At 66.0% G+C, this 4408-nt stretch carries 6 protein-coding genes; 4 read left to right on the forward strand and 2 right to left on the reverse strand.

The genetic code is table 11. The features are described from left to right. Positions 1–1613: 1-deoxy-D-xylulose-5-phosphate synthase (locus tag Q0D45_RS21080; protein WP_293397738.1), on the reverse strand; the 1613-nt coding region annotated here is incomplete at its 3' end. A gap of 27 nt (positions 1614–1640) precedes the next feature. Further along, positions 1641–1898 (reverse strand): exodeoxyribonuclease VII small subunit, encoded by a 258-nt coding sequence (locus Q0D45_RS21085; RefSeq protein WP_293397741.1) that lies wholly within the window; start codon positions 1896–1898, stop codon positions 1641–1643. 92 nt (positions 1899–1990) lie between these two features. On the opposite strand from Q0D45_RS21085, the gene Q0D45_RS21090 reads away from it, so the two are divergent. The 4 genes from Q0D45_RS21090 to Q0D45_RS21105 form a co-directional block, all read left to right on the forward strand. Further along, a complete protein-coding gene (locus Q0D45_RS21090; protein ID WP_293397744.1) occupies positions 1991–2422 on the forward strand; it encodes a DUF6249 domain-containing protein in 432 nt (143 codons plus the stop codon). A 27-nt stretch (positions 2423–2449) separates the two neighbouring features. Then, on the forward strand, positions 2450–3061 hold the full coding sequence (locus Q0D45_RS21095; RefSeq protein WP_293397747.1) for a sigma-70 family RNA polymerase sigma factor: 612 nt from the start codon (positions 2450–2452) through the stop codon (positions 3059–3061). After that, positions 3058–3477 carry a hypothetical protein gene (locus Q0D45_RS21100; protein WP_293397750.1) on the forward strand — a complete coding sequence of 140 codons (420 nt, stop codon included), beginning with the start codon at positions 3058–3060 and terminating at the stop codon, positions 3475–3477. Before Q0D45_RS21095 ends, Q0D45_RS21100 begins: the two co-directional genes overlap by 4 nt. 115 nt (positions 3478–3592) lie before the next feature. Next, on the forward strand, positions 3593–4408 hold an 816-nt coding region (locus Q0D45_RS21105; RefSeq protein ID WP_293397753.1), incomplete at its 3' end, for an ATP-binding protein.

Raw genomic sequence — 4408 nt, forward strand, 5'->3', positions numbered from 1 at the left:
ACCACGTTGTCTTCCATCGTCACCAGCAGACTGTGTTCACGCGCTAGGCTGGCGATCAGGGCCTCGTCGAGCGGCTTGACGAAGCGCATGTCGGCGACCGTGGCCTCGAGCAGCGCGGCGACATCGAGCGCGGTGCCGACCATCGTGCCGAAGGCCAGCAAGGCGACCCGCGTGGGCCGTCGTGAAGAACCGCTGCGCAGCAACCGGCCGCAACCGATTTCGAGGGGTTCGGCGGCTGCGATTGCAGCGCCGGGGCCGCTACCGCGCGGATAGCGAACCGCGCTCGGGCCGGCGTGCGCCAGACCGGTGGCGAGCATGCGGCGGCATTCCTGCTCGTCGCTCGGTGCCATCAGCAGCAGATTGGGAACCGCCCGCAGCAGGCTGAGATCGAAAGCGCCGTGATGGGTCGCGCCATCGGCACCGACCAGGCCGCCGCGATCGACCGCGAACAGCACCGGCAGGTTCTGGATCGCGACGTCGTGAATCACTTGGTCGAGTGCGCGCTGCAGGAAGGTCGAATAGATCGCCACCACTGGCTTCAGGCCGGCGCAGGCCATGCCGGCAGCGAGGGTGACGGCGTGCTGCTCGGCGATGCCGGCGTCGAAATAGCGATCCGGAAATGCCTGGGCGAACGCGACCAGCCCCGAGCCTTCGCGCATCGCCGGCGTGATCGCGACCACCGCCGGATCGAGCGCGGCGGCTTCGCAGAGCCAGTCACCAAACAGCTGCGAGTACGTCGGGTGTGCGACGGCGGCAGGTGCCGGCATCGCGCCGGTGACCGGATCGAAACGGGTGACGCCGTGGAAGCCGATCGGATCAGCTTCGGCCGGCGCATAGCCCTGGCCCTTGACCGTGAGCACGTGCAGAAACTGCGGGCCGCGTGCCGCTTTCAGGCCTTCGAGCGCGGGCAGCAGCGCGTCGAGCGCGTGGCCGTCCACCGGTCCCGAGTAGGTGAAACCGAGCGCTTCGACCAGCCCGGCGAGTGAGCCCGTTCCCGCCGCCGGATGGCTGCGGCCGAGCTGCCGGGCAACCGTGTCGCGCAGCGCGCCGACGTTCTCCGAGATCGACAGATCGTTGTCGTTGAACACCACCAGCAGATCGAGCCCGAGCGCGCCGGCATGGTTCATCGCTTCGAAAGCCATGCCGGCGGTGATGCCGCCATCGCCGATGACGGCGACGCTGCGCCGGCCTTCGGCGCGCAGTTTTTCGGCCGCTGCGAAACCAGCGGCCGCGGAGATCGCGGTGCCGGCGTGGCCGGCGCCGAAGGCATCGAAGGCGCTCTCGTTGCGATCGAGGAAGGGCGCCAGACCGCCGTGCTTGCGGATCGTTTCCAGCCGCGCGCGGCGGCCGGTGATGATCTTGTGCGCATAGGCCTGATGGCCGATGTCCCAGATCAGCGTGTCGCGCGGCGTATCGAACACCCGGTGCAGCGCCAGGGTCAGTTCGACGACGCCGAGGCTGGCGGCGAAATGACCGCCGACCCGGGCCAGCGTTTCGATCAGGCAGCGGCGGATTTCACCGGCGAGCGCCGGCAGTTCGGCGACCGGCAGGCGGCGCAGCGCGGCCGGATCGTCGATCGCGCCGAGTCGCGCGTAGCCGGAAGACTCGTTCATCGAAGCTAAGGCTGGAGACGGAAGGGCTCAGCGGCCGGCAGGCGGCGCGCTGTCGTCTGCGTCGAGCAGATTGCGAACTCTCAGCTCGGCAGTTTCCAGCGACGTGCGGCAGACCTTGGTCAGGCCCATGCCGCGCTCGAACAGGCTCAAGGATTCTTCGAGCGGCAGGTCGCCACGTTCCATCTTGGCAACGATCGCTTCCAGTTCGGTCAGCGAACCTTCGAAACGGGAGACCGGATCGTCGATCGCGTCCGGCGTGGCAGGGGAAATTTTCTTGGCGGTCATGGCCGCTATTGTAGGCGCTGCGTCACGTGCATCTGAACGATGGCTCCGGTGCATCTGACTCCCCGAACAACACGAACCACCAGGAGCACCTCATGTTTCTCGTATCCGCAGCCGAATTCGGCATTGACCTCGGCAAGCACGTCGGGGACGGCAGTTCCAGCTTCACCCTCGTCGAAGCGCTGGTGCCGCTGGTTGCCGTCATCATGGTGTTCGGCATGCCGATCGTCATCGTGCTCGCCGTGTTGCGCTATCGCGCCAACCGCCAGCGCTCGATCAACGAGATGGTGCTGAAGCTCGCCGACAAGGGCCAGCCGATCCCGCCCGAGCTGTTCATGGAGCCGACCAAGAAGAAGAAATCCGATGTCAGCTCGGGCTTGAGCCTGGTCGGTGCCGGTGTCGGCCTGATGGGCTTCTTCTGGTTCGCCGATGCCGCCGAGGCGGTCGGCATCGGGTTCATTCCGCTGGCGATCGGCGTCGGCCAGTTGATTGCCTGGAAGATCGAACAGCAGAAAAAGGATCTCTGAAGCCGACGCGGACGGAAACCAGCCGACGTGGCCAGCGAGGCAGTGAAGGTGGCAGCGGCTGAGCCGGTATGGGCCGATGGCCCGCCGGACTCGGCACTGGTTGCCCGCGTGCTCGCCGGTGACGATCGCCATGCCTTCGCGGTGCTGGTGCGTCGCCATCAGGGCTCAGTGCGCGCGCTGCTGCGGCGTCTGTGCAAGGGCGACGATGCCTTCGCCGACGATCTCGCCCAGGAAACCTTCCTGCAGGCGCATCGCAAGCTCGACCAGTTCCGCGGCGATGCTCGCTTCAGCACCTGGATCTACCGGATCGCCTACAACAGCTTTCTGATGGCGATCCGCTCGCGCCACGAGGAAGAGCAGCTCGACGAGAACACCGCCGAGCCCGAGGAACACGACGGCCCCCAGGACCTGCATCCCGAGCAGACCACGGCTGATCTGCAGATGGATCTGCAAAGGGCGATGGCGATCCTGTCGCCCGCGGAAAGAGCGGTGATTGCCCAGTGCTACTATCTGGACCGCAGTCACGAGGAAGCGGCTTACGCCCTCAATTGCCCGCTGGGCACGGTGAAATCGCATATTTCCCGCGCCAAGCAGAAGCTGAAAGTGCACTTGCAGGTCTGGGAGCCGAGGATGTCATGACGACTGAAGCCAACAAGACCCAGGACAAGCCTATGGACGGATCGACCTTTCCCGTTGGCCGTGGTGGCTCGATGCACGGCCGATTGTTGGATTCTGGGCCCGGTGACGATGCCTGGATAGAAGCGCTGCTGCAGGAAGATGCGGCCCGGCAGCCGCATATCGCCGACGACGGTTTCGTGGTCCGCGTGCTGATGAACATGCCGGCGCCGCGCAAGCCGGCCCCACGCTGGATCGTGCCGATGGCGGCGATGGTCGGTAGTGCGGTCGCCGTTGGCCTGACGCCGGCCGGTGTCTGGTTCGCCAATACGCTGGTGCAGTTGCTCGACATCCGCAATTTCTCGATTGCCCATCTGAGCGTGCTGGTGCCGCTGGCGCTGTTCTACGTCTGCTCGTTTTCGGCGATCCGCGAGCGCTGAACTCGCATCGGGCGGGGCAGGCGGCGGGACCGGCCGGCCTTGCGACACGGCGGTCCATTGGGTACCGTCCCGCGTCTTTCGCAGTCCTGCGAACCCAAGTCTCCCGATTGCCCTGATGGCCACCCCGAACAACAACGCTTACGGCGCCGACCAGATCGAAGTTCTGAGCGGCCTGGACCCGGTGCGCAAGCGCCCGGGCATGTACACCGATACCTCGCGGCCGAATCATCTGGCCCAGGAAGTCATCGACAACTCGGTCGACGAAGCGCTGGCCGGCCACGCCAAGCGCATCGACGTGGTGCTGCTCGCCGACGGCTCGCTGAAAGTCTCGGACGACGGCCGCGGCATGCCGGTCGACATCCACCCGGAGCACGGCGTTTCCGGCGTCGAGCTGATCCTGACCAAGCTGCACTCGGGTGCCAAGTTCTCGAACAAGGCCTACGGCTTTTCCGGTGGCCTGCACGGCGTCGGCGTGTCGGTGGTCAATGCGCTGTCGAAGGTGCTGGAAGTGCGCGTGGTCCGTGGTGGCGGCGAGTGGCTGATCGGCTTCGCCGATGGTCACAAGGCCAGCGAGCTGACCCGGGTCGGTGATGCACCGATCAAGAAGAGCGGTACCACGGTGCATTTCTGGCCGGACGACAAGTACTTCGACTCGCCGAAGTTCTCGGTGCCGCGTCTGAAGCAGGTACTGCGCGCGAAGGCCGTGCTGTGCCCGAACCTGAAGGTGACGCTGGACGATCAGGTCAACAACGAACAGACCGTCTGGCAGTACGAGAACGGCCTGCTCGACTACCTGAAGGATTCTCTGAACGGCGCCGAAGTGCTGCCCGCCGAGCCCTTCATCGGCAAGTTCGCCGCCAAGCGCGAAGAAGCCGAGTGGGCGCTGTGCTGGGTCAACGGTGGCCCGGAAGCGGTCGCTGAAAGCTATGTC

The sequence above is a fragment of the Nevskia sp. genome, from assembly GCF_023266035.1.
Taxonomy (GTDB): domain Bacteria; phylum Pseudomonadota; class Gammaproteobacteria; order Nevskiales; family Nevskiaceae; genus Nevskia.

Excerpts from the sequence above, each read along its gene's own strand:
- Q0D45_RS21085 (WP_293397741.1), bottom strand. The coding sequence starts at position 1,898 with ATGACCGCCAAGAAAATTTCCCCTGCCACGCCGGACGCGATCGACGAT.
- Q0D45_RS21090 (WP_293397744.1), top strand. The coding sequence starts at position 1,991 with ATGTTTCTCGTATCCGCAGCCGAATTCGGCATTGACCTCGGCAAGCAC.
- Q0D45_RS21100 (WP_293397750.1), top strand. The coding sequence starts at position 3,058 with ATGACGACTGAAGCCAACAAGACCCAGGACAAGCCTATGGACGGATCG.